Origin of the sequence: Hyphomicrobium sp. (assembly GCF_036833075.1) — a bacterium.
Lineage (GTDB): Bacteria > Pseudomonadota > Alphaproteobacteria > Rhizobiales > Hyphomicrobiaceae > Hyphomicrobium_C.
This window is the reverse complement of the sequence record NZ_DAITQL010000005.1, coordinates 80,244-98,961: the sequence shown is the minus strand read 5'-3', so window position 1 is coordinate 98,961 and position 18,718 is coordinate 80,244. Positions and strand designations below refer to the sequence as shown.

The 18,718-nt window shown below is 64.2% G+C and carries 21 protein-coding genes; 12 read left to right on the top strand and 9 right to left on the bottom strand.

The annotated features are described in order from the left end of the window. A partial coding sequence (locus V7082_RS03275) for a cysteine desulfurase family protein (RefSeq protein WP_334146190.1) occupies positions 1-640 on the top strand: 640 nt, incomplete at its 5' end. A gap of 403 nt (positions 641-1,043) precedes the next feature. Here the strand turns inward: V7082_RS03275 and V7082_RS03270 are convergent. Both V7082_RS03270 and V7082_RS03265 read right to left on the bottom strand, forming a co-directional pair. After that, the gene (locus V7082_RS03270; RefSeq protein ID WP_334146189.1) at positions 1,044-1,853 is read right to left on the bottom strand and encodes an LssY C-terminal domain-containing protein; all 810 of its coding nucleotides are present in this window, start codon (positions 1,851-1,853) and stop codon (positions 1,044-1,046) included. 90 nt (positions 1,854-1,943) lie between these two features. Then, positions 1,944-2,873: a LysR family transcriptional regulator gene (locus V7082_RS03265; protein WP_334146188.1), complete on the bottom strand. Its 930-nt coding sequence runs from the start codon at positions 2,871-2,873 to the stop codon at positions 1,944-1,946. A gap of 127 nt (positions 2,874-3,000) precedes the next feature. Between V7082_RS03265 and V7082_RS03260 the strand changes: the two genes are divergently transcribed. Further along, the gene (locus V7082_RS03260) at positions 3,001-4,182 is read left to right on the top strand and encodes an aldo/keto reductase (protein WP_334146187.1); all 1,182 of its coding nucleotides are present in this window, start codon (positions 3,001-3,003) and stop codon (positions 4,180-4,182) included. Between the two features lie 3 nt (positions 4,183-4,185). Beyond that, positions 4,186-4,713, top strand: coding sequence for a cyclophilin-like fold protein (locus V7082_RS03255; RefSeq protein ID WP_334146186.1), 528 nt, complete (start codon positions 4,186-4,188; stop codon positions 4,711-4,713). 172 nt (positions 4,714-4,885) lie between these two features. Here the strand turns inward: V7082_RS03255 and V7082_RS03250 are convergent, their stop codons facing one another. Continuing rightward, positions 4,886-5,908: an LLM class flavin-dependent oxidoreductase gene (locus V7082_RS03250; protein WP_334146191.1), complete on the bottom strand. Its 1,023-nt coding sequence runs from the start codon at positions 5,906-5,908 to the stop codon at positions 4,886-4,888. Between the two features lie 382 nt (positions 5,909-6,290). Here V7082_RS03250 and V7082_RS03245 point away from each other — a divergent pair, with 382 nt between their 5' ends. Beyond that, on the top strand, positions 6,291-6,869 hold the full coding sequence (locus tag V7082_RS03245; RefSeq protein ID WP_334146185.1) for a DUF1523 family protein: 579 nt from the start codon (positions 6,291-6,293) through the stop codon (positions 6,867-6,869). A gap of 363 nt (positions 6,870-7,232) precedes the next feature. Next, a complete protein-coding gene (gene tsaA / locus V7082_RS03240) occupies positions 7,233-7,751 on the top strand; it encodes a tRNA (N6-threonylcarbamoyladenosine(37)-N6)-methyltransferase TrmO (RefSeq protein ID WP_334146184.1) in 519 nt (172 codons plus the stop codon). 64 nt (positions 7,752-7,815) lie between these two features. On the opposite strand, the gene V7082_RS03235 is transcribed toward tsaA, so the two are convergent. From V7082_RS03235 to V7082_RS03225, 3 genes are all read right to left on the bottom strand, one after another. Then, positions 7,816-9,204, bottom strand: a complete 1,389-nt coding sequence (locus V7082_RS03235; RefSeq protein ID WP_334146183.1) for a methyl-accepting chemotaxis protein — start codon at positions 9,202-9,204, stop codon at positions 7,816-7,818. Continuing rightward, positions 9,179-9,700, bottom strand: a complete 522-nt coding sequence (locus tag V7082_RS03230; protein ID WP_334146182.1) for a PAS domain-containing protein — start codon at positions 9,698-9,700, stop codon at positions 9,179-9,181. Before V7082_RS03230 ends, V7082_RS03235 begins: the two co-directional genes overlap by 26 nt. 513 nt (positions 9,701-10,213) lie before the next feature. Then, positions 10,214-10,567, bottom strand: coding sequence for a hypothetical protein (locus tag V7082_RS03225; protein ID WP_334146181.1), 354 nt, complete (start codon positions 10,565-10,567; stop codon positions 10,214-10,216). Between the two features lie 144 nt (positions 10,568-10,711). Here V7082_RS03225 and V7082_RS03220 point away from each other — a divergent pair, with 144 nt between their 5' ends. Then, complete coding sequence (locus V7082_RS03220; RefSeq protein ID WP_334146180.1) at positions 10,712-10,861, top strand: hypothetical protein; 150 nt, start codon at positions 10,712-10,714, stop codon at positions 10,859-10,861. A gap of 65 nt (positions 10,862-10,926) precedes the next feature. Here the strand turns inward: V7082_RS03220 and V7082_RS03215 are convergent, their stop codons facing one another. Further along, positions 10,927-11,349, bottom strand: a complete 423-nt coding sequence (locus V7082_RS03215; protein WP_334146179.1) for a low affinity iron permease family protein — start codon at positions 11,347-11,349, stop codon at positions 10,927-10,929. Positions 11,350-11,472: 123 nt separating this feature from the next. On the opposite strand from V7082_RS03215, the gene V7082_RS03210 reads away from it, so the two are divergent. Then, on the top strand, positions 11,473-12,384 hold the full coding sequence (locus tag V7082_RS03210) for a hypothetical protein (RefSeq protein WP_334146178.1): 912 nt from the start codon (positions 11,473-11,475) through the stop codon (positions 12,382-12,384). A gap of 19 nt (positions 12,385-12,403) precedes the next feature. Here V7082_RS03210 and V7082_RS03205 read toward each other — a convergent pair whose 3' ends face one another. Then, positions 12,404-13,198, bottom strand: coding sequence for a tellurite resistance TerB family protein (locus tag V7082_RS03205; protein WP_334146177.1), 795 nt, complete (start codon positions 13,196-13,198; stop codon positions 12,404-12,406). 223 nt (positions 13,199-13,421) lie between these two features. Between V7082_RS03205 and V7082_RS03200 the strand changes: the two genes are divergently transcribed. Next, positions 13,422-14,489, top strand: coding sequence for an OpgC family protein (locus V7082_RS03200; protein ID WP_334146176.1), 1,068 nt, complete (start codon positions 13,422-13,424; stop codon positions 14,487-14,489). Continuing rightward, a complete protein-coding gene (locus V7082_RS03195; RefSeq protein WP_334146175.1) occupies positions 14,486-15,346 on the top strand; it encodes an SGNH/GDSL hydrolase family protein in 861 nt (286 codons plus the stop codon). The genes V7082_RS03200 and V7082_RS03195 overlap by 4 nt, the downstream gene beginning before the upstream one ends. Before the next feature lie 219 nt (positions 15,347-15,565). On the opposite strand, the gene V7082_RS03190 is transcribed toward V7082_RS03195, so the two are convergent. After that, positions 15,566-15,778 (bottom strand): hypothetical protein, encoded by a 213-nt coding sequence (locus V7082_RS03190; RefSeq protein ID WP_334146174.1) that lies wholly within the window; start codon positions 15,776-15,778, stop codon positions 15,566-15,568. 197 nt (positions 15,779-15,975) lie between these two features. Here V7082_RS03190 and V7082_RS03185 point away from each other — a divergent pair, with 197 nt between their 5' ends. The 3 genes from V7082_RS03185 to V7082_RS03175 all read left to right on the top strand — a co-directional run bounded on the left by V7082_RS03185 (position 15,976) and on the right by V7082_RS03175 (position 18,663). Beyond that, positions 15,976-17,595, top strand: coding sequence for an ATP-binding protein (locus V7082_RS03185; RefSeq protein ID WP_334146173.1), 1,620 nt, complete (start codon positions 15,976-15,978; stop codon positions 17,593-17,595). Beyond that, entirely contained in the window at positions 17,570-18,169 is a 600-nt protein-coding gene (locus V7082_RS03180; protein ID WP_334146172.1) for a response regulator transcription factor, read from the top strand. Before V7082_RS03185 ends, V7082_RS03180 begins: the two co-directional genes overlap by 26 nt. A gap of 158 nt (positions 18,170-18,327) precedes the next feature. Continuing rightward, complete coding sequence (locus V7082_RS03175; RefSeq protein WP_334146171.1) at positions 18,328-18,663, top strand: hypothetical protein; 336 nt, start codon at positions 18,328-18,330, stop codon at positions 18,661-18,663. The last annotated feature ends 55 nt before the right edge of the window (positions 18,664-18,718 follow it).

Here is an 18,718-nt window from a genome sequence, read left to right as displayed (position 1 = left end):
CGGTGCGCCGATCCACGCCGACGCGTCGCAATCGCTCGGCAAGGTGCCGATCGATGTCGCGGCATGGGGCATCGATGCGATGACGATCGCCGGCCACAAGCTCTATGCGCCCAAGGGCATCGGCGCGCTATTCCTCAAGCGTGGCCATGATCTACCGAGCCCACTCGCTGGAGCCGGGCAGGAGCGCGGCCGTCGTCCCGGAACAGAGAACGTCGCCTCTATCGTCGGGCTGGGCCGCGCCTGTGTCATTGCCGGGCAGCGGCTCGCGGAGGATGCGCAGCGCATCGCGCAATTGCGCGACCGGCTCTGGCAGGAGCTGTCGAGCAAGGTGCCGGATCTCGAACGTGTCGGCGCTGGTGCGCCCACACTGCCCAACACGCTCAACGTGCTATTCCCGAGGACAGCGGGGAACGCGGTGCTTGCCGCGGCTCCGGAGATTGCCGCCTCGACCGGATCGGCCTGCCACGCCGGCGAGGACAAGCCATCATCGATCATCACGGCGCATGGCTATGCCGCCGGTCAAGCCGTCGGCGCCGTGCGCCTGACGCTCGGCCGCGCAACGACCAGCGAAGACGTGTCGCGCGCTGCAGCGGCGCTCGCCTCCGCCTGGGAGCAGCTTAGCGTAAGCGCCGCAGTGTGATGCGCAGTCTTCCGCCTTGAAGCACCTTGTTGTCATCGTCGCAAAGCCAAGGCTCGTTATCGAGACGTCACGGATCGCGGCGATGTCGTTCTCGACTGTTTTTCTCGGATCGCGACCGATGCTGATCGACGCAATCGACGACCCATAGGGCGACGGATCGCTTCTTCATCCACGGTCTCAAGCACGAAAAACAAGCGATGACGATTCGCCTTACAGTTTTGGCGCTAGGCAAAAGCTTTGAGGTCAAAGACACCAACATTCCTAGAGTTGCGGCAAGTGCGCCGGAACTAAGGACGCGCGTTCGACATCCCAGCTCTGCGTCTGCTTTTTACCGCCAAGCCGACCTGCGGACCTCATCTGTCGGCATGCTCCGGACGACTGCCACCGTCTTCCGCTACTGGGACTATACGATCTCGGCGACGGCGATCTCACCGTCGGAGACGTAGTGACTGACAATTTCCAGGCGGTCTCCGGGTTTGAACAACATCGCATGCCGGATTGCGCCACATCGAGTTAACTCGCCGATTATAAATTCGCGCTCAGCGTTGGTGTCAGCGTCAGTTGCATGCGTGACCTGGAACGTAAGCCGCGTCAGCGAGAAGCCGATATCTCGTGTTCCGGCTCCCACCCAAAGGGCGGGCTCGAAATCTTGAGGGCGGTCGGTGTTGAGCCAGAAGTCGAGTGTGTTTGCATTTTCTTGCGCGGTTGCCACGTCCTTTGCCCAGAAGCGGACATGGTGGCGCTTGCGTGGGCTATTGCCGATGGCCTTCTGGAAACCGATGTCCTGTCCGCGTCCGAATAGATAGAGGGTGCTGAACGGCGCCGTCGGGTAGGGCCTGTTCAGAACAAAAGCCTGCGCCATGCGCCACGACGTCTTGATATTCAGTGGTTCCGCTTCGACCCAGCCGGACGCGGAGAAGCTAGCACGCAGTTGCTCCAAAGTGCCCACAAGCGCCAGATTGACGGGATCGCCGAGAAGGCCATCGCCCGTGACCGTGAAACGCGGTACGTGATTGCGTTGGAGAATCTTGAGGCCCATACGGACCGCGCGCGGCAGGATGATGTAGGCCGCGATGCCATAAGTGATGCCGAGCGCTAGAAGCGTAGGCACTCTATCGTCGGTGAGCTCAAAGACGTCAACGATCAGCCAAATGCTGAGTATGCCGAGGCCTAACACCGCCACTCGCCGAAGAAATCTTGCGATGGCTCTCATGGATTGGTCCCGCTCATTTGGTTCGCACCCGGTGAACTTGTCGGCTTGCGCCGGACTGTGGGACAGCAGCCCAGTATCGTCGCGCCGGGATCATAGCCTCGCTCGCGATCCAGGGCGCGGCGATCCTGAAGCTCGCACGCGTAAGGCGTCGACCACCAAAGAGAATGCGGGTGAAGGCTGCCGGCGGCTTGCGTAATACAGATAGTAGCCAGGAAAAGGAGGACACCAGTCCTCCAGCACACGCACCAATCGTCCTTCCTCGATGTGTGGTGCAAACTCCGCTTCTGGCAGGTACGCGATGCCGAGCCCCGCCAGTGCGGAATCGACCATGCTGGGCGACGTGTTGAAGATGAGCTGCCCATCCACCCGCACATTTACCTGCTTGCCACGACGCTCGAAGTCCCAGACGTAGAGCCCCCCTGCGGACTGCATACGCTGATTGATACAGATGTGCTTGAGCAGGTCACGCGGAGTCTTGGGGATGGGATGGGTCCGGAAGTACGCCGGCGAGGCCGCTACTGCCATGCGCAACTGTGGCCCGATGGGGACCGCGATCATGTCTTTGTCGATCGTATCGCCCAGGCGCACGCCGGCGTCGAAACGATCGGCCACGATGTCCCGGAAGCCGTAGTTGATGTCGAACTCGACCTTGATATCGGAATAGTCGCGCAGCAATGGCGTGAGCTTCGGCAGCAGGGTTGTTCGCAGCACATGCTCACCGCAGGTGATCCGCACCGTGCCAGCCGGCTTGTCCCGTATCTCCGTCAGTTCATCCAACTCCGCGTCGATCTCATCGAAGCGATGGCCGATGGCATTCAGCAGGCGCTCGCCGGCAGCGGTGAGCGAGACGCTGCGCGTGGTGCGTGTCAGGAGCCGAATCTCAAGGCGGGCCTCCAGGCCGCTGACCGCCTGGCTGAGCGCGGACTGAGTTACGCCCAGCAACGAGGCAGCACGGGTGAAGCTGCCTTCCCGCCCCACCGTCACGAAATACAGGAGATCGTTGAGGTTGCGTCTGGCCATGATGACGTTTCCCAGGAAGCAGTCATTAGCAACACTAATATAGCTATTAAGTATTCATTAGCTAGTCGCGTTGCGTTCCCGGGTCCACCATTCGGGGCATGACCAAGTCAGTGTGGAGGCATCGGACATGAGCACGCAGTGCATCAATGATTGCGAGACTGTAGAAGAGTCCGGCGTGGCTGCGGGCCGGCGCGACTTCCTGAAGGCAGCGAGCATCGCGGCTGCCGGCGCAGCGCTGCCGATCGGTGCATCGTCAGTTGCCCCCGCTGTCGCGCAAATCGCCCAAGGCGCTGGCAACAGCAGCCGGCCGTACATCATTGGGACGCGCAAACTGGGCAGCCTGGAGGTGTCGGAGCTGGGCTTCGGCTGCATGAGCAACAGCCCCGGCCATTACGGGCCGGGCGTGGACCGCGCGACGAGCATCCGCGTGATCCGCGACGCCTACGAACGCGGAATCACCTTCTTCGACACCGCCGAGGTCTATGGCCCTTATGTGAACGAGGAGCTCGTCGCCGAGGCTCTGGGGCCGATGCGCAATCACGTGGCCATCGCCACCAAGTTCGGCTTCAAGATCGACGGCACCAACGGTCTCGACAGCCGCCCCGAACGCATTCGCCGCGTGGTCGAGGAGTCGCTCAAGCGACTGAAGACCGATCGCATCGACCTCTACTACCAGCACCGAGTCGATCTGACCGTGCCGATCGAGGACGTAGCGGGCACGGTCAAGGATCTGATCCAGCAGGGCAAGGTGCTGCACTTCGGCCTGTCGGAAGCGAGCGCGCGCACCATCCGCCGCGCCCACGCCGTGCAGCCCGTGACAGCGATCCAGACCGAGTACTCGATCATGGAGCGCAGCGTGGAGCAGAACGGCGTGCTACAAGCGTGCGAGGAATTGGGCATCGGCTTCGTGCCGTGGGGACCGCTGGGCCAAGGCTTCCTGCCCGGCAAGCTGCCGCTGGACGCCCAGGCCGGCTTCGACGCAAAGACGGACCTGCGCAAGACCTTCCCCCGCTTCAGCCCCGAGGTCATGCAGGCCAACCAGCCCATCCTCGACATCCTGAAGGCCTTCGGCAAAAAGAAGGGTGCCACGCGCGCGCAAATCGCCTTGGCCTGGCTGGCGGCACAAAAACCCTGGATCGTCTCCATCCCGGGAACCACCAATCTGGACCACTCACGCGAGAATCTCAGCTCGATCAACGTCAATCTCACGCCGGAAGACCTGCGTGAGATCGAATCAGCCTTCGCCCAGATCACCGTGCATGGCGGCCGCATGGACGCGAAGCAGATGGATCAGATCGGCAAGGACTGAGCCATGGACATGAGCCCGCGTATCCCTCGCGGTCGTCAACACCACGCCCGTAGCTTGTGGGCTTCGCGCGTGTTGAGCGTTCTTTGTGGCTTGCTCGCGCTGGTGGAGTGTCAAGCCGCCCAGCCCGGCGCATCAGGTTCGCCTGCCGCTGTCGCCGAGACGGCCATTGTCAAACCGGAGGACTCTCGTATGTGGATGACCGTCGGCGAGCGGCGTTTCGCCATCACCCTGGCCGACAACGAAGCAGCCCACGCGTTTGCGGCGCTGCTGCCGTTGACCCTGGAGATGGCAGAACTCAACGGCAACGAAAAGCACGCCAACCTGCCCAAAGCGCTGCCCACGAATGCAAGCCGACCGGGAACGATCCGTAACGGCGACCTTATGCTCTACGGCTCGGACACCTTGGTCGTGTTCTACCTGACCTTCAGCTCGTCGTACGCGTATACGCGCCTCGGTCGCGTGGACGACCCCACGGGTTTGGCCCAGGCTCTTGGCCGGGGCGGCGTGCGGGTCGTGTTTTCCGCAGACTAGCCGGTCAATGCGCCGCGCCCCTCCCAACTGACTGCATGAGATGAGCCGATCAACACTAGGCCGCGTTGAACCACACGCACACGCCGAACTCTCGGTCAGTGCGGCCGCTGCATCGACCTCGCATCGGGTACGGCTAAGGCTTTCCAAGCTTGGTCGTATGGCTCGGCTGGCTTCAGCGCCAACCGAGGGCGGGCGCAACGTGCTTCAGGATCGTCTCCAAGACGTGCACGTTGTAATCGACACCGAGCTGATTGGGGACGGTGAGCAGCAGCGTATCAGCCTCGGCGATGGCCTCGTCTTCTGCCAGGTGCTTGACGAGCGCGTCGGGTTCGGCGGCGTAGCTGCGGCCGAAGACCGCCCGCCTTTCCGGCTCGATGAAGCCGAATTGATCCTCGCTCTTGCCGCTCTGTCCGAAATAGGCGCGATCGCGGTCATCCACCAGTGCGAAGATGCTGCGGCTGACGGACACGCGCGGCACTCGAGTGTGGCCGGCTGCCTTCCACGCCTCGCGATACGCACGGATCTGCTCGGCCTGCTGAATGTGAAAGGGCTTGCCGCTTTCGTCGAATTTCAAGGTCGAGCTTTGCAGGTTCATGCCGAGCTTGGCCGCCCACTCTGCGGTGGCGTTGGTCGCAGCGCCCCACCAGATGCGCTCGCGCAGGCCTTCCGAATGCGGCTCGACGCGCAGGAGGCCGGGTGGATTCGGAAACATGGGCTGCGGATGCGGCTTGGCGAAACCCTCGCCGCGCAGCACCTCGAGCAGGATCTCCGCGTTGCGCCGGGCCATGTCGGCGTCGGTCTCGCCCTCGACCGGCTGGTAGCCGAAGTAGCGCCAGCCGTCGATCACCTGCTCGGGCGAGCCGCGGCTGATGCCAAGTTGCAAGCGGCCGCCGGCAATGAGATCGGCCGCGCCCGCGTCTTCGGCCATGTACAGGGGATTCTCGTAGCGCATGTCGATGACCGCGGTGCCGATCTCGATCCGCTTGGTCTTCGCGCCGACCGCCGCCAGCAGCGGAAACGGCGAGGCAAGCTGACGGGCAAAATGGTGCACGCGGAAATACGCGCCGTCGGCCCCCAGCTCTTCGGCGGCAACAGCAAGGTCGATGGACTGCAGGAGCGCATCGGACGCCGATCGCGTCCCTGACTGTAGTGAGGGCGACCAGTGGCCGAATGAGAGGAAACCGATCTTCTTCACAGGCATGGCAGATCCATGGAAAAGTGCCCAACGAGCCTTCACTCACTCTCGTCCCAGGCATGGAACATAGCTTGCCGCTCAGTCATCTCCGCAGCAAGCTCACGGGTAAGCCCTGTCCATATTAAGGCCGGCATGTGACCGAACGTCCGGTCCAGAAGCGGTTGCTGTATGCGCCGAAGGTCGACCGCGCCCCGCAACGAGAATGCTTGCCGATGGCGTGAGAGCCAGCCTAGGCTCCGCTCGCCAAATCGCATGCGGTCGAGAACCCGCCTGACTCACAGGTTCGCATCCTCCTAGGTGCTCCCGCCGCGGCAGGATATCGTCATCGACAAATTGCAACGGCCCGATCGCTGCAAAAACTGGTGAAGGTGAGGTTTGAGGCATGCTCTACGCCTGGATGTCTTATGGATATATTGTCCTGCTCGCGATTGGCGTCCTCGCCTATGTCCTATGGCGCCGGGGCGCAGCCATTTTGGCCTTCGCGTCGCTCGTGGTGGGCCTCCCCCTTTGGTTCGCATGGGAATACGCACGTCCCACATGGACAACCGGAATCGTGACCGGAACAGAAATTCGCCGCAGCAATCCCGATGCTGGCGGCAATACGAGCGACATCCGGTACATCTACATGCGCAACCGGTCCGACCGGGGACTCGAGCTGATCAACGAGGATTCCTGGTGGTGGTTGAAGCGCAATAGCGAACGGGTCTTCAACGACGCCAAGACCGCCGAGGCCCGCAACACGGAAGTAACCCTCCTTTGGAACAGGTGGCGCTCCACTCTCTTCTCGTTCTACCCGAACGTGATTGCCATCGGTCCCGCTGGCTTCTGGCCGCTGTGGTCGTTGCGGACGCTCATCTTCTATGGCCTCTCCATCCCTCTCTGGCTCGGCTACTTCTACGGCTTCATCCGTCTGCACCGGTGGAGTGCCTCGGCGGATGCTGCAAACACGCGTCGCGGGTAGGTCAGCATCCTCCCAGCAACGCGATCTCGATAGGCCAAGTAGGCCTCGGATCATTTGCGCTCGTTCGGCGAAGCTGTTCACGCGCCGCTCTTCACCTCCATGCAGACCTAAACGCTCGCGCTTAGCAAAGACATACCGACGGCGGCCGCTGCCATAGTTCGTTCCGGAAATACGGGATCAGAGTTCAATTGGGGTATGCGAGAGATGATAGGAAGCATGCGCTCGAGTTCACCGGCGTCAAGTAGGCCATGAATGAGAGGGAAGCGGACGCGTTGTGAGAGAGCCTAGATTCGGCAAGGAGGAAATCGCCATGCTCAAGACCCCGGATGCGAGGATCGCTGTCGGCGACGAGGTGCTCACACCATGGTGCGCCTGAACGAGATTCGCGACGGCGAGAAAGCCGTGCCGCTGCCGGCTGCGACCGATGCAGCCCTCTACTTCATCGGCCGCTGCCACACGCCCTGGACCGACCGCCTGGCCTGCCCCCGGCAAGGGCGCCTCGACGGCCCCACATGCCGCATCGAGGTTTTCGATCCCTGGGTGCCCGCTCTCGACGGCATTGCGGCGTTCGAGCGCCTCGAGATCTTGTACTGGCTGCATCTGTCGAGGCGTGATCTCGTGCACCAATGCGCGCGCAACGATGGCGTTGCCCGGGGCACGTTCAGCCTTCGCACGCCGGTGCGTCCCAATCCGATCGGCACGCACATCGTCCGTCTGGTCTCGGTCGACGGCGCCAACCTGTTCGTGCGCGGGCTCGACTGCCTGGACGGCACGCCGCTGATCGATCTCAAGCCCGACCGCACCTTGTTCACGCCATTGGCGCCGCGCCAGCCCGGCGACGATCAGATCGAAGAGAACGCACGGGGTGGCTCCGGGCCATGAGCATCGGCTCACCGCAGGGTTCAGAGGTTATGGTTGCCCGACCGCACGAAGGCAGGTCATCCGCTCAGGCAACAAGCTTTAACACCGGCTTTTTAAGGGTGGCCGGGAGCGTCCCATGTGACAAGGGCCTGTCATCCTGCTGCCGGTCGAGCGGGCCACGCCGCAGGGCGAGGATGAAATCGCGGACCGCCGCTGCCAGGCGCTGGGATTCCGATGACAGCGTGATCGACGCCTCTCGGGTGCCTTTGGCCAGAGCTTCGGTCTGACCGGCAGTCTCGGTCACGCCGTGGATGTTGCCGGCGATGTCGTGGAATCCGGTGAGGGCCTGATCGATGTTGCTCGCGATTTCGTTTGTGGCCATGGCCTGCGCGGCGACAGTGCCGGTGACACTGTGCGTCATCTGGTGCGCGTCCGAGATCATGCGGCTGATTTCGGAAATCGCTTCGACCGCGTCGCCGGTCGCGACTTGCACCTCGGTGATGTGGGTATCGATCTGGCCGGTGGCGCGTGCCGTCTGCAACGCGAGCGACTTCACCTCTGCCGCGACGACGGCGAAGCCCTTTCCGGCTTCTCCCGCCCGCGCCGCCTCGATGGTGGCATTGAGGGCGAGGAGGTTGGTCTGTGAAGCGATATCCCGGATGAGACCGGCAACCGCGGCGATGTTCTGTCCTGCCGTGCTCATCGCGCTCATGGTCCGTTCGGCATCCGTAGCGCGTGCGACGGCACGCTCCGTGAGCTCGGCGGAGCGCGCGACCTGATTGCCCACCTCCTGGGCAGAGCTCGTGAGCTCGCAGCAGGCGGCGGCGATCGACTGGATGTTCGTTGTCGCTTGATCGGTCACCGCCGCGACGCCCGCGGCCTTTACCGAGGTTTCCCCGGCCCCGGCGCTCAGCGTCGTTGCCGTGTCGCCCATGCGGCCGGAGGCTGTCGACACGCTTTCGACAATCTCCCGGACCGATCCTTCGAAGGACTCCGTCGCGCTTTCGAATGCTTTGATGCGGTTGTCGATGGCGGCCATGGCGGCATTGATGGTGCGGGCCGAGGTCAGGAGGGCGCCGAGGAGCCCCTCCTCCCGGATGCGGCGATAATATTTGTTGGCGCGCACGGCATCCATGGCAGCCGCCGATTCCCGGACGTAGGCATCGGTGCGATCGATCATGGTGTTGATCGACCACAAGAGCGTGCCGAGTTCGCCCCGCTCGCGGATATCGATGATACGGGACTCGAAGTCGCCCATTGAGACGGCGCGGCAGACGCGCCCGGCCTGGCGTATGGCGCTCCTGCTCTTGTGGAGACAGACGGCGGCGACCAGCGACGCCGCGAGCGCAGCATACAACGCAAGGCTCGCCGGGGTTTGCCAGTCGAGCTGCGTGAAGATGAGCGAAGCGAGGAGTGCAGGGGGTGCGATCGCAGCAGCGATGAACGCCCTAGAGAGAGAGGACGAATTCAGCATAGCTCATGTTCTTGGTTTTGACGGCTTCGACAAACTGACGGAAACTGGCCGTCAGCCCTTCCTTGGCGTTGCGGTACTTGGCCTCGGTGGCGACCAGCTCCGCGTAAAGAGGCTCGATGGCTTCAATGGCGTTACGCTGCGGCACCCGACGGTTGGAGTGGCAGCCGATCACCGTGCCGTTGGCGTCGAAAGACGGCGTAACGTGTGCAAGCACCCAGTAATGATCGCCGTTCTTGGACATATTCTTGACGTAGGCAAAGATCTCCTGGCCGGCCAGCAACGTGTCCCACAACGCCTTGAAGAGGGCGCGTGGCATGTCCGGGTGACGGATGATGCTGTGCGGTTTTCCCAGGAGCTCACGCTCGGTGTAACCGGATATGCGCATGAATACGTCGTTGACGTAGACCAGTCGGCCTTTGGGATCAGTCTTCGAGACGATGATTTCATCGGGCTCGAAAAAAACTTCCCGTCGTGTGGGGCTTACGGCTCGTGACATGGACGACCTCTCTCACATGCTTAAAATTGTGAGCCGATTTTCTGAAAGTTGGCTTAAAAGAAGTATGAGAAAAGAAGCATAATATTCTGATATATAACAATATTACACTGATTAGTATTGCATCGGCTTATGTCACGCCCTCTGCGTGTATGTGAGGCGTGCAGAAGGAATTGAAGCCCGAAGGGTCGGGCCTTGCCGAAGGCGAGCATCGAGGTCTTGCCGGAGGCGAGCATCAAGGTCTTGCCGGAGGCAAGCGTCGAGCGCCTACCGGAGGCTGGCATAAAGTGGGCGAGGACGAATGAGCGGATCCGGGCGACCGGGGCCGAAGCGGGACGCGCTGCCGACGCTGTGATTGGAGTGTGCCGCGGCGGTCGCGAAGCAGCAGGTTGCGAGGCTCGCGCCCGGAGCGCGGACGTTTCGGGGACCCTGGACGTCAAGAATCCTTGAGCGGTCGCAGGAGTCCGCCCGCCCACTCGTAGAGGTGGGACGAGCGCCGCTGACGCGCCTCGGCGGTTATGGATAGGTCCGCGTCGGCGCGCGGAAGGCGCTCGTGAGGCGCAGCGACAGCACGTTGTTGTCGCGGCCGGCAACGATGCAATCGGCTTCCTGGCGGTCGGTGCTCACGTAGAGCTTGAGCGGACGCGCCAGAACCTGGGGCTTGATGTCGTCGTGCCAGAGGACAACTTGGGCCGTGAGCGGAGACATGTCCCGGATCGTGCAGGGACGCGGCATGATCAGGCTATCGCTCCAGAGGTAGCCTTCCCGCATCCGCCGGGGAGCCCGAAAATCCTCTGGCTTGAGCCTGAGACCGCCGGGCTTGCCGCTATCGCCGGAAAGCGATGAAACGAGCGTCTTCCACAAAGCCATCGCCGTCCCGCCGTTTCCCCAAAGCCCCGACCTAGCATCGGAAATGAGGGTGAAGAAATCCCTAAGGGCCAGCCGGCCGTGGCGGCGCCGGAACCGGAATCCTCTCCGCACGTTGGGAAGGATAAGAATGAGGAGGCTTGGAAAATGGCTGATCGCAAGATCGTGACCCCGACGGAATCGCGGCAGGCCACGCCGCAACGCATGACCTACCGGGTTCTCACACGGTCGCTGCTGATCGCGCTGGTCGCCGCTGCCGTCGTGTATGCTTACTTTTATATGCAGACGCCCGCCTGAGGGCGCGAACACGGCGTCGAGTATGGCCCGGGTAAACCGTGACCGGGCTCATGGGGGCCGGCGTCTCAGCTCCCGCCCTTTCGCAGGCGGAGCTCGCGGGCCACGTGTGCGAGGTCGTCGTCGACCAGCGGCGCATACCTCTCCCGTAAGCGCTCGAACTCCTTCTGCACCTGCTCGAGGTCATCGTCCGACATCCTGTCCAATTCGACCAGCCCCGTGCGCGCATCGGTGATGCTGCGCAAAAGCTCGTCCAGCTTGAGCGCCACCACCCGCGCGTCCCGGTTCTGGGTGTTCTGGATGAGAAACACCATGAGGAAGGTGACGATGGTCGTGCCGGTGTTGATGAAGAGCTGCCAGGTGTCGGAATAGCCGAAAGTAGGCCCTGCGAGGGCCCATAGGGCGACGGTCGCGACGGCGGCGAGGAACGCCCAGGGCGAGCCGACGGCATGCGCCGCCCTTTCCGCGAAAAGACGAAACATATCTCTCATCTCGAGCTCCGTTGGCCGGGGACGGGCTATCGGTCGCCGGGACGGCTGGCGCGATTCACCGGCCCGGTTCATAAGTGTGCGGAACGCTGCGGGGTTCCCCGCGGGTCTCGGGGGGAGGGGGACATGTCCGTGGATGGGGTCCAGATTGCGCTCGCGGCCATCGGCGCCTTTTACGCGTTCGCCGGATACGTGGCGACGCGGGCAGCCCTGATGTCGCGTCTGTTGGACCAGGCCATTGCCGCCATTGCCGCGAAAAAGCCGAGCCGGACCGAAACGGCGCAAAGCCATTGGCTGCTGTCCGCCGCCGCGCTCGTCCTGGCGGGCGGCGTGTTCCTGCTCTTTCTCGTCGACATCGCCGCCTGGTTCTTTCTCGCGTCTGCGTTCGGGCAGGCGCTCTACCTCTTCTATCTCGCGCCCCGCATCTTCGACGTGGAGGACGCGCCGGATCCCGTGGGCCGGCGTCGCACCGTCAACGCCTTCGCGATCTATCTCGTCGCCACCGCGTTCGTGCTGTGGTCGTTGTCGGCCGGCAAGCTGACGCGCGTCGCGGATGCGGGATGGCCGGTGCTCTCGCTGTGCGCCGCGCTGATCGCGGCCTATGTCGTTTACGTTGCGAGGAGCCTTACGACGTTGCCCGCCTCAGGAGGCGGGACCTTTGCGTTCCCCGGCGCAGACAGCGATGCCGGTCCTGCGGGCGATCCCTCGGGCTGCACGCGCATCAAGGTCATGGCCGATTATCACTGCCATCCGCTCTGGGCGCTCGATGAGGATCTCTACGGCGATTTCGCGCCCGAGGCTCTCGACCTGTCGCCCGACCTCACGCGCGATCTCAACGCCTGGGCCGAAGCGTTCACGGCGTCCCTTGACCCCGACGACCCCGCGGCCGGCCGGTGGAGCGAGGCCGAGCACGAAGCGCACGCGGCGAAGGCGCGCCCGCTTGCCGTCCGCCTTGCCCGCGAGCGGCCGGACCGCATGATCTACATCATGGATCCTGAGGTGGGCGTGGTCGAGGTCAAGGCGGACGAGCCGATCTGAGCGTGCGCTTTCGTGCGCGTTACGCCCCCGCGCTACGCGTCTGCGGAACGGACGTCGCCGGCTGCTGCTGGCCCTTGGCCGAGGCGACGGCGGCGTCGAGATGCTGCACGAGTCCATCATCGAGGCCGAGCGTGGCCGCGAGATAGCGGAGGTAGGCCTGCTCCGCGGGCGTGTCCGCCTCGATGGCGATCGATGACGCGAGATAGATCTCGCTTCTGACCTCCGGAGTGGACGCGGCGGCCGCGAATTGCTGTGGTGACCAGGGCATCGCGATCTCTTGCTCGAGGAACTGGCGCTCCTCCGAGCCGACGCCGAGATCCGCGAGACGGCCGACGATGCGCTGCCGCTCTTCCGCATCGATGAGGCCGTCGGAAAGCGCGGACGCAATCATCGCCCTGAGCAGGAGCAGTGCGTGCTCGTTGGCGGGCGGCGCACCTGGCACCGTCGCACCCGTGCGCGCCGCCGACAGAAACTCCGCCGCCCGCGTGCCGACGAGCGGCTTGCCTTCCTTATAGTTTGTGTACGCCTTATAGGCGAGGCCGCCGAGGGCGGCGGCAGCTCCGAGCTTGAGGACGTCGCCTGCGATCTCGCGCCCGTCCTTGCTGCCGAGCAGCAGCGTCGCAAGCGTGCCCGCGGCCGCACCGCCCGCAAAGCTGCCTCCGCGGCTGCCGAGGAAGCTTTTGGCCTGCTCGAGGAGATCGGACCCTTGCGGAACCGGTCCGGGACGTTGGGCTGTCGCGGGCACGGAGCCTGTGCCCGGCTGTTGCGCCGTCCCTCCGATGACCAGGTCGAGAAGCTTCGAAGCATCGATCATTGCGGTCTCCCAAGGCAGTTCCTGATGGCGCGTACATAAGCAAAGCCACAGGGACCTCAAGGTTGCAGCGCAAAAAATGTGCGTCCGGCCACCGCATTGAGCGCGCAGGTACGGATACGGACGGATGGCCTCGATCATCCGCTTGTCTCGCGCGACGGGGTAAGCTTTAAGGCGGAAAGCGCGCCCAGCGGGCACGAAGATCGAGAAGACGACCGAGCACGAGATGCGCCCACCCAATGCAATCGACTTCTGGCGTGGCGTCGCCCTTGTGATGATCTTCGTCAATCATATCCCGGGCGTGGGCTATTCGGTCCTGACGCTCCGTCAGTTCGCGATCTCGGACGCGGCCGAGCTGTTCGTCTTCCTCGCCGGCTGCTCGTTGGCGTTCGTCGTCAATGGTAGATCCGAGCCCCGGCCGTTGGGAGAGGTGGTGATGCGCCTTCTCATCCGCACGTTCGAGATCTGGCGGGCCCAGATCGTGACCATCTCGATCGCGCTTGCCATGTTGGGCGGAAGCGCCATCGCCTTCACGGACCCGCTCTTCCTCGAATGGCACGGCGCAGGTCCGGCATTCTCCGACACCGTGCGCGCGTCCATCGGCATGGTCCTGCTGAGCTATCAGATCGGCTATTTCAACATCCTGCCGCTCTACGTCGTGCTGTTGCTCTTGGCCAGCGTGTTCGTGCTGCTGTCGCGCTGGTCGCTCGCCCTGGCGCTGGCCGCATCTCTCGCCCTTTACGCGGCAACCCTTGCCTTCCAGCTCACGCTGCCGAGCTGGCCGGCGGAAGGCGCGTGGTTCTTCAATCCGCTGTCGTGGCAGATCCTGATCGTTCTGGGCTTCCTCGCTATCGGGGCAAAGCGGAAATATCCCGGATGGGAGGCGGCGATCGGGGGCCTCTGGCCCTTTGCTGTCGCGATCGTCGCCGTCGGCGTCGTGATCGTAGGGATCGATTATCGCCCCGATCCGATGAACGTGCCCTGGCCGCGGTATTTCTTTCTTTTCGACAAAGAATATCTCTCGCCTGTCCGGATTTTGAGCATGGTCGCGATCGCGATTGCGTTCTATCCGGCCTTTCCGGTACTTTCACGCTGGCTGGGACCTGTGGTGCGTTACTGCAGCAGCCTCGGCCGCAATTCCTTGGCCGTATTCTGCGTGGCCTCGTTGCTCGCGTTGGCGGGCCAGATCGCCAGGTACATCGGTGAGCCGACGTTTCTCTTCGACACGGGGATCGTGGCGTTCGGGCTGATAGTGATGAGGGCCACGGCATGGGTCGCCGAATATCGGTCGTGAGCGTCGGGATAGCCGCCGTTGGCTTCACGCTTGCAGGTCACGGCGTGTCTGCGGCAGAGCCCCTCCCGCCTGCGCAGGCGCCGGCCGCTCCGCTTGCCGCTCCGGCACCCGCTGCAGGGGTAGGGGCAAAACGCCGTCCGCTGCTGCGCCTCTCGAACCCGCGCGCCTCCGTCGAGTGCAAGGTGAAGAGCCCGGCCTACGAGGGCCGCGCGCCCCTCCGCGCCGTGCGCCGCGCCATCCTGCAGAACCGCCCGGTTCGCGTCATCGCGCTCGGCGCATCGGCGGCCGTCGATGCCGGGGCCACTTCGCCGCGCGCCACCTATCCGGTGCGCCTCGAGAACGATCTCGAGGGCGTCATCGAAGGACTGCAAGTGGAGATGTACGCGCGCGGCCAGTCGGGCGAGGTCGCGGAAGGCGCGGCGGACCGCATCAAGGCGGAGATCGCCGAACTGCGTCCCGACCTCGTCGTCTGGCAGGTCGGCACCAACGACGCGGTGGCGCGCATCGACGCCGAAACGTTCGGTGAGCAGTTGCGCGAGACTCTGTCCTGGCTCGCCTCCCACAAGATCGACGTGGTCCTGATCGATCCGCAATACGTCGAGCGCCTGTCGAGGGACGTCCGCTACACGAGCATCGTCAACGAGATCGCGACCGTTGCGAGCGAGATGCACGTGCTGCTCGTCAACCGCTACGAGACAATGGCCGATCTCGCGCGCCAGAACCCCGGCTCGTCCTATCTCTCCAACGACCGGTTTCATTTGAACGATCTCGGCTATCGCTGCATGGCCGAGTATGCCGTGAAGGCGATCGTCGCCGGCATTCTCCAGGCCGACACCGAAAATGGCGCGCTGCACTGAGCGAGCGGCGCTGCAGAGATCCGCGATTCCGCCTCGGGCCCGATCGCGAGGCTCTCAAACGGCGATGGCCGCGACGCGCGTGTCGCGGCCATCGGTCCGGCTTCGACGTCGAAGCTCAGGAGAGGTAGAAGGCCGTCATGATGACGATGGCCGAGACCACGAGAAAGATATCGAAGAGCTTGGCGCCGCCCGGCAGGCTCGGTCTCTGCATCGGTGGTCTCAGTCTGCGCGCAGCAGATCGTCGAGCGGAGGCTTGGGGGCGCTGTTCACGAGGCTGTCGGGCGCCAGAACGACATCGAGCAAATCAAGCCCGCCAAGAGGGCCCGTGTCGTCGGGATTGATGGTGGTCAAGATGCGGACGTGCGCAAAGCCCTGCGAGTAGGCGGCCGGAAGCCGGGTCTCGAATGCGGTCGTGGAGGGTGTATCGATCATCGTATCCTCCGTGCTTTTTTGGGGACGTCCTGACGAGTGTTCCAACGCCGATAACCTTGCGGTGATTGTCCGGGTTCCACAATTGGCACGAGTACGTAGAAGCATTCCATACGGAGTATTACGTATCGCCCGGGGTGAGGAGCGATGGAATATGGGCTGCGCCGCAGCAACAGCAGAGGACGGGCCGAGGCAACGCCATGATTGACGCCCGCTCCCTTGTGCACCGCATCCTGTCCGACCGACGGCTTGCCTACGGCCTCGTTTTTCTCGTGGGCTACGTGGCGCTCGACTACGTGAGCTACGTGAAGCCGTACCGCGGCCTCGGCATCACGCCGTGGAACCCACCGCCGGGTCTCAGCATCGCGCTGATCTTCCTCGGAGGCGTGTTCTACGCGCCGTTCGTCCTCATCGCGCCGGCTCTGGCGGACATGATCGTGCGCGGTGCGGCGCTCGGCCCCCGGCTCGAGATCATCCTGTCGCTGGCGGTCGGTGGAACGTATCTCGCCGGCGGGCTCGCGCTGAAGCGCATCGACACCTTCGATCCCCGGTTCCGCTACGTGCGCGATGCGCTGACCCTGATCGGCGTTGCCGTCTCGGCGGCGCTGGTGGCGGCAGCGCTCTACGTCGCGATTTTGCGCCGGTCGGGAACGATCTTTCAGAATGAGGTCGTCGCGGTCGCCTGGCGCGCGGCCGTCGGCGACATCATCGGCATTCTCGTCATCGCGCCGCTGGTGCTGCTCGCCGTCGTATATCGGCCGTGGCCGAGGGCCGAGCCGCTGGTCCTGATTCAGCTCGCCTCGCTGCTCGGCGCGCTGGCGGTGGTGTTCGGCTATCAGGAGGCAACCGCCTTCCAGCTCTTCTATCTTCTCTTCCTTCCGCTGCTCTGGATCGCGCTGAGCTACGGCCCGCCCGGCGCGGCGGTCGGCCTCCTGCTCATCCAGCTCGGTCTCATCATCGGCGCCGAGATCCGCTTCGGTCCCGATCCGGGCCTCGGCGCGCTGCAGGTCCTGATGATCGCGCTCGCCATCACCGGCCTCATCGTCGGAACCATCGTCGCCGAGCGCGAGGATGCGGCCGCACGTCTGCGCGACCAGCAGGCGTCGATCAACCGGGCGCTGCGCATCCGCTCGGCGGGCGAGGTTGCCGCCACCATCGCTCACGAGATCAACCAGCCGCTGACGGCGCTCAGCACCTACGCCGGTATTGCCGCCAAGGCGATGGAGGACGGGCGGCAGGATCTCCTGGCGCGCGCCCTCGACAAGATCCGCAGCGAAAGCGCGCGCGCCAACGAGGTCCTGAGCGGCATCCGCGAGCTTCTACGTCAGGGAACGCTGAGAAAGCGCAGCGTCGATCTCAAGGATAAGCTCGCCGAGCTCGAGGCGTTGTTGGGAGAGGATCTCGAGAAGAAGGGCATCCGGCTGATGATCGACGTGGACCCGGACCTGCCGGTTTTCCGCGCCGACGGGGTTCAGCTGCAGCAGGCGATCCATAACTTGATCGTCAACGGCGCCGAGGCCATTCTGGGCGCCGGCCGCAGCGGCACCATCAAGGCTGAGGTTGCAGTATCGGCCGGCGACGTGCTGATCGAGGTGCAGGATGACGGCCCCGGCTTTCCGCCGGGATTCGACGTCAACGAGCCCGCACCCTTCACCACCACGAAGCCGGAAGGGTCCGGCCTCGGTCTTGCCGTCGCCCGGTCCATCGCGGAAGCGCACGGCGGCGGGCTGTCCATCACAACGTCGCCGCGCGGCGCGCGCGTTGTCCTGAGACTGCCGATGGAAAGGGAGGGCGATGAGCAAGACGGTCAGCATCATTGACGACGAGGCTTCGGTGCGCGACGCGGTTGCCATGCTTCTCGAGACGCACGGGCTAAGCGTGGCCTGCTACGAGGGTGCGGACGCCTTTCTCGCGGCTCCCTTTGCCGCCGGCTGCATCGTGAGCGACGTGCGCATGCCGGAGATCTCGGGGCTCGATCTTTTGCGCCGGCTGCAGAGCGAGGGCGATCCGCGCCCCGTCGTGCTGATGACCGGCCACGGCGATGTCGAGCTTGCCGTGCAGGCCATCAAGCTCGGCGCCTTCGATTTCGTGGAGAAGCCGTTCTCGAACGAGCGCCTGATCGCCAGCGTCGACGAGGCGCTGGTCGCTTCGGAAAGCTCGCTCAAGGAGCGGCTCGAGCGCGACGATCTGAAGAGCCGCTTCGCGGGCCTGTCGGATCGGCAGCGCGATACGATGCAGCTTCTGATCCGCGGCCTCTCGAACAAGGAGATCGGCCAGCAGCTCGGCATCAGCCCGCGCACGGTCGAGATCCACCGCACCTGGGTGATGACGAAGATGTCGGCTCGCTCGATTGCGGATCTGGTCCGCATGGCGATGGCGCTCGGCATCGAATAGCGTGCCCATCCGTCGGGGGCGTGTCCCGGGCGAGGCATGGAGACGTTTCGGAAGCGGCCGTGATGCGGCGCGCTTCCCGTGAGAGTTTTGGCCGCCCCCGTCGGGATGGGACCCGTGAACCGGTCGACGAGGGCAAGCGGAAAGAGAGGAGACTTCCTATGACGACCGGCGCTGCTCGCTTGGGTTTGGCGATTTTCGGTCTAGGCGTTGGCGCCACGATCGCGGCCGCCGACGTGACGGGCTTCGATGCCATGCATACGCAGAGGCGCGTGGGCAACAAGATATGCATGATCGACCACTGGCATTACGGCAGCGGCAGCGGATCGACCAAGGCGGCAGCGCAGAAGGAGGCCATCGCCTCCTGGCAGAGCTTCACCGACTTCGAGTACGGCAGCGACTGGGCCCGCTTCAGCAAGGCCGCCGCCAAGAAGGTCAGCTGCTCGGGCTCGGGCGGCAGCTACAGTTGCCAGGTCGAGGCCCGCCCCTGCCGCTGAGCGCGGCGGCCTCGCCACGACGCCAGCCTACGGTGGAACGCTTGGCCTGGTGCCC